Genomic DNA, 6,121 nt, shown 5'->3' on the forward strand with positions numbered 1-6,121 from the left:
TTATGCCAATCCCAATTTTTCAACAAGGGCTTCAAACTCATTCAAACGACGTTCAAAGACTGCAAAGGCATCGTTGAGATAGTCTTCCTTCTCCATATCAACACCAGCTTTTCTCATGACATTAAGTGGATAGTCAGATTTACCTGCCTTGAGGTAGTCGATATAGCGCTCACGGTCTTCTTGACTACCATGGACAATTTTTTCAGCCAGGGCTGAGGCGGCCGCAAAGCCTGTTGAATATTGATATACATAATAGTTATAGTAGAAGTGTGGGATGCGGGCCCACTCGTATTGGATTTCAGGATTGTCTTCCTTACTCAAACCATAATACTCTTGGTTCAAGTTTGCGTAGAGTTTATTTAGGAAATCGCTTGTCAAGACTTCCCCATTTTGATCCGCTTGGTGAATAGCGTGTTCAAACTCGGCAAATTGAGTTTGGCGGAAAACTGTTCCACGGAAACCATCTAGGAAGTTATTGAGAATAGCAAAGCGCGTTGCGTCGTCTTCCACTTCTTCCAATAATTTCTCCGTCAAGATATTTTCATTGGTAGTTGAGGCAATTTCAGCCAAGAAGATAGAATAATCTCCGTAAACATAAGGCTGAGTTTCACGCGTATAGCTTGAATGCATACTGTGTCCTGTTTCATGAACAAGTGTAAAAAGATTGTCTAGATTGTCCTGCCAGTTGAGGAGCATAAAGGCATTGGTATCGTAAGAACCACCAGAATAGGCACCTGAACGCTTGCCTTGATTTTCGTAAACATCAATCCAACGCTCACTGAAGGCACGTTTAACACGGCTCAAGTAATCCTCACCCAAGACTGCCAAGGCATCTTCTGCCTTTTTCAAGGCTTCTTGGTAGGTAAAACTGTATTCAACAGATGAAAGCGGTGTGTAGACATCGTACATCTTGAGGTCTGAAATCCCCAAAATCTTTGAACGAAGCTCAAGGTAACGATGCAAGAGGGGCAAATGCTTGCGAACTGCTGCTACCAAATTGTCATAAACACTCTCTGGAACAAAATTCGCCGCTAGGGCTGCATGACGAGCACTCTTATAGTTGCGAACTTTTGCTCGGTAGTTTTGCACCTTAACATTGGTTTGCAAGGTTTTGGCATAAGTATGTTGGAATTGTTCGTAAGTCGCATAAAGGGCTTGATAGGCACCACGGCGCACCTCACGATTTTTAGACTCCATCAAACGTGTGTAAGTTCCATGAGAGAGCTGCACTTCCTTACCATCATCGTCAAGAACATAAGGGAAAACAATATCCGCATTGTCCAAGATAGCGAAGGTTTCACTTGCCGAACCAAAGATTTCTCCAGCGCCAGCCAATAATTCTTCTTCGCGTTGTGAAAGAACGTGATCCTTGCCTTGTAAAAGCTTGTCAAAATAGTGTTGATAAACCTGCAATTTTGGTTGAGCTTCTAAAAAGTCAGCATACTGCTTTTCGCTAATTTCCATAAATTCAGGCTCATAGAATGAAAAGGCTTGGTCTAGCTGGCTATAGAGAGTCATGGCCTTGGCATAGTACTCTTGGTACTTGGCTTCACGCGTGTCCTGATCGTTCTTCATATGAGCATAAACGTAAAGCTTCTCCATCTGGCGTTCCATCTCAAGAGAAAATTCAGTGATTTCGAGTAGGCTATCCGCACTATCTAGGAGATGGCCTTCATACTGGGCTACTGTCTCCAATTGTTCTGTTAAATCTTTTAAGGCTTCTTCCCAAGCCTGATCAGTTGGATAGATCGTTGATAGATCCCATGTATCTTTTTCATTTATTTCATTTCTTTGTAATACCATTAGATTCCTCCATCCTTTCTATTCTACCATATTTTTCAAGAAATATTGCTGATAAAAGGCTGGTGGATAAAGCTTTTGCCAATCATTTTGAGGATTTTCTTGATAATAGGTGTAAAAATGCTGATAATAGCTATTCAAGTCTTGTTCAATCTGGAAAAATTTGCCCACTAGTGGTCTAATTTGGGGATACCATGCTTTTAGCTCATAAGTCAGGATATTCTCTCCCTTTTGATAGGCTTCTGCTTGTTCTTTCATCCAAATGGGATTTTGATAATACAGTTGTTGTCGGATATAGCGACAGATATCCTTATCTTGAAAAACTGTAAAATGAGATATTTTTTGTTTCTTATAGGGGAGACGTAATATCTCCAGTAGACTATCTTGTCCATAGGGAAATTCCTTAATCTGATAATGGAGTTTACCTCGGAGATCTTGGTGAATCAGGTATTTGAGTCTTAAAAGCTGTTTTTCCTTGTCTATTTCCCAAACATAAAAGCCCATATTTTGACTGAAATAAAGAAAACCTTCTTGTAGACGAGTCAATCGCTCCTTGAGCCAAAGTTTTTGTCCCAGCAACCACAGTACTTGGTAACCTTGACTACGATAACCCTCACTACGCTCCTTAAGAAGTTTTTGTGGTAAGGGACTACACTGGACTTCTAAAGCTAGATTACCATTTACAAATACATCCGCAATCTGTTTAAGCTCTGGAAACGGGTATTCTAATTGTACCTCTGCCTCTTTTTTCAACCAGTGATAAAGGGATTCTTTATTTGCCAGATGTTCTGGACTTTCATTTTCAGAGGAATACTCACAGTCTTTTAAGGATTTGTGGGCAAAATGGGTTCGGACACTTGATCCTTGACGCAAACGGAGCTGACCTCCACAAGCTGGGCAGGTGTATGCTTGCTTCTCAAGCTTATTCTCTAACACATTTACCAACTGTCCCCTAGCATCTCTCGCAACAAACATGATTTCCCTCCTTTTCTATATTATTCGAAAAAATTAATAATTGTATTTTTAATTATAGAAGAAAAGTATAGTAAATCGAAATAAAGTATAGGCGAATTGATTGGGGAATTATAGTGAGTTGAAATAAGATATGAACAAATTTATTAGGGAAATCAAATTAATTTCTAGAAATACTTTAGCAGAAGTTATATACTATAGTAATTTCAATCTACTATAAAATTAAATTTCTATCAATAATTAAGAATTTATTTCGTACTATTCCCGTTTCATTTTACTATGCCATAATTAACAAATAATCTCCTAGTAATCAATGGACTACTAGGAGATTTTTTAAGGAATTCTATATAAGCTATAAAATCAAATACAGATTTTACTAAAAGATTAGATTAACTCATATATAAATTATGCTTCTTCGTCTTCTTTACGACGACGGCCTGCAAGACCAAGTCCAAGTACTGCACTTGCTGCAGCTGCTACCATAGCTACTGTAGAGTCTGCTGTACCAGTATTTGGAAGTTGTCGATCTTTATTTATTGTAGTTTCAGATACTGGAGTTCCATCTGACATTTCATTAGCACTGCCGTCCTTATGTGGCTGAGCTGGCATTTCTTCTGAAATACCATTCACACTACCTGTATAGGCTGGGACTTCTGCTGTTGGTGGCGTAACTACGTTGCCGTCACCAGCTGTACTGCTTGTGCCTACTGGTTCTGTATAGGCTGGGACTTCTGCTGTTGGTGGTGTAATAACGTTGCCTGCGCCATCCGTACTACTTGTGCCTACTGGATCTGTATACGCTGGCACTTCGACAGTCGGTGGGGTAATAACGTTACCATCGCCATCTGTATTACTTGTACCTACTGGATCTGTGTAAGCTGGAACTTCGACAGTCGGTGGCGTAATGACATTACCTTCGCCATCTGTACTGCTGGTGCCTACTGGATCTGTATACGCTGGCACTTCGACAGTTGGTGGGGTAATAACGTTACCATCGCCATCTGTACTGCTGGTACCTACTGGATCTGTGTAGGCTGGCACTTCTAATGTTGGTGGCGTAATGACATTGCCTGAGCCATCTGCACTGCTTGTTCCTACTGGATCTGTGTAGGCTGGCACTTCTAATGTTGGTGGCGTAATGACATTGCCTGAGCCATCTGCACTGCTTGTTCCTACTGGATCTGTGTAGGCTGGAATCTCTACAGTTGGTGGAGTAATGACATTGCCTGAGCCATCCGTGCTACTTGTGCCTACTGGATCTGTATAGGCTGGAACTTCTGCTGTTGGTGGAATAATAACATTACCTTCACCATCTGTACTACTTGTGCCTACTGGTTCTGTATAAGCTGGGACTTCTACAGTTGGTGGTGTAATACCGTTTCCTGCGCTATTTGTACTGCTTGTACCTACTGGATTTACTGCTTCAATTGCTTTAACTCCTGTAGTTTGAGCGGCATCTACACCATCTTGATCTTTCGCTTCATTGATAGCATTTACGGCTGCGATAGCTGCTTGCGCTACTTCGGCTTTCGCTGCGGCTTTTTCATCGTCGGATAATTTAGCATTCTTATCAATTGAGGCAATCTTAGCTTCTGACGCTGTTTGGATGGCTTCTAGTGCTTTCTCTTTACCTACTGGAGTTACTGCTTCAATTGCTTTAACTCCTGCAGTTTGAGCGCCATCTACGCCTTCTTGATCTTTCGCCTCATTAATAGCATTAACGGCTGCGAGGGCTGCTTGCGCTACTTCAGCTTTCGCTGCGGCTTTTTCATCGTCTGACAATTTAGCATTCTTATCAATTGAGGCAATCTTAGCTTCTGACGCTGTTTGGATGGCTTCTAGCGCTTTCTCTTTGCCTACTGGATTTACTGCTTCAATTGCTTTAACTCCTGTAGTTTGAGCGGCATCTACACCATCTTGATTTTTCGCTTCATTGATAGCATTTACAGCTGCGATGGCTGCTTGCGCTACTTCGGCTTTCGCTGCTGCTTTTTCATCATCTGACAATTTAGCATTCTTATCAATTGAGGCAATCTTAGCTTCTGACGCTGTTTGGATGGCTTCTAGCGCTTTCTCTTTACCTACTGGAGTTACTGCTTCAATTGCTTTAACTCCTGTAGTTTGAGCGCCATCTACGCCTTCTTGATCTTTCGCTTCATTGATAGCGTTAACGGCTGCGATAGCGGCTTTCGCTACTTCGGCTTTCGCTGCTGCTTTTTCATCGTCTGATAATTTAGCGTTCTTATCAATTGAAGCAATCTTAGCTTCTGATGCTGTTTGGATGGCTTCTAGTGCTTTCTCTTTACCTACTGGAGTTACTGCTTCAATTGCTTTAACTCCTGCAGTTTGAGCGCCATCTACGCCTTCTTGATCTTTCGCTTCATTGATAGCATTTACGGCTGCGATAGCTGCTTGCGCTACTTCGGCTTTCGCTGCGGCTTTTTCATCGTCGGATAATTTAGCATTCTTATCAATTGAGGCAATCTTAGCTTCTGACGCTGTTTGGATGGCTTCTAGTGCTTTCTCTTTACCTACTGGAGTTACTGCTTCAATTGCTTTAACTCCTCCAGTTTGAGCGCCATCTACGCCTTCTTGATCTTTCGCCTCATTAATAGCATTAACGGCTGCGAGGGCTGCTTTCGCTACTTCAGCTTTCGCTGCGGCTTTTTCATCGTCTGACAATTTAGCATTCTTATCAATTGAGGCAATCTTAGCTTCTGACGCTGTTTGGATGGCTTCTAGCGCTTTCTCTTTGCCTACTGGATTTACTGCTTCAATTGCTTTAACTCCTGTAGTTTGAGCGGCATCTACACCATCTTGATTTTTCGCTTCATTGATAGCATTTACAGCTGCGAGGGCTGCTTGCGCTACTTCGGCTTTCGCTGCTGCTTTTTCATCATCTGACAATTTAGCATTCTTATCAATTGAGGCAATCTTAGCTTCTGACGCTGTTTGGATGGCTTCTAGTGCTTTCTCTTTACCTACTGGAGTTACTGCTTCAATTGCTTTAACTCCTCCAGTTTGAGCGCCATCTACGCCTTCTTGATCTTTCGCTTCATTGATAGCATTTACAGCTGCGATGGCTGCTTGCGCTACTTCGGCTTTCGCTGCTGCTTTTTCATCATCTGACAATTTAGCATTCTTATCAATTGAGGCAATCTTAGCTTCTGACGCTGTTTGGATGGCTTCTAGGGCTTTCTCTTTATTTGCTTCTAAGTCACCATTGTCATGTACTGCTTTGACTGCAGCTTCACCTGCTGTTTTAGCTTCGGCTACTTTATCAGCGTTTTCTGCTTCTGTAATCTTAGCTTCTTCTTCTGCTTTCTTAGTATCTACTGCTGTTTCTTTT

The 6,121-nt window shown here is 41.8% G+C and carries 3 protein-coding genes; all 3 read right to left on the bottom strand.

The features are described 5' to 3' along the window. Window positions 1-1,803 carry an oligoendopeptidase F gene (gene pepF, locus HT731_RS00260; RefSeq protein WP_000244150.1) on the bottom strand — a complete coding sequence of 601 codons (1,803 nt, stop codon included), beginning with the start codon at window positions 1,801-1,803 and terminating at the stop codon, window positions 1-3. Window positions 1,804-1,821: 18 nt separating this feature from the next. Then, window positions 1,822-2,775, bottom strand: a complete 954-nt coding sequence (locus tag HT731_RS00265) for a competence protein CoiA family protein (RefSeq protein WP_140834477.1) — start codon at window positions 2,773-2,775, stop codon at window positions 1,822-1,824. 402 nt (window positions 2,776-3,177) lie between these two features. Further along, on the bottom strand, window positions 3,178-6,121 hold a 2,944-nt coding region (locus HT731_RS00270), incomplete at its 5' end, for a DUF1542 domain-containing protein (protein ID WP_173277136.1).

This window comes from Streptococcus sp. k-163 (genome assembly GCF_013277555.1).
In the GTDB taxonomy this organism is placed as follows: Bacteria; Bacillota; Bacilli; order Lactobacillales; family Streptococcaceae; genus Streptococcus.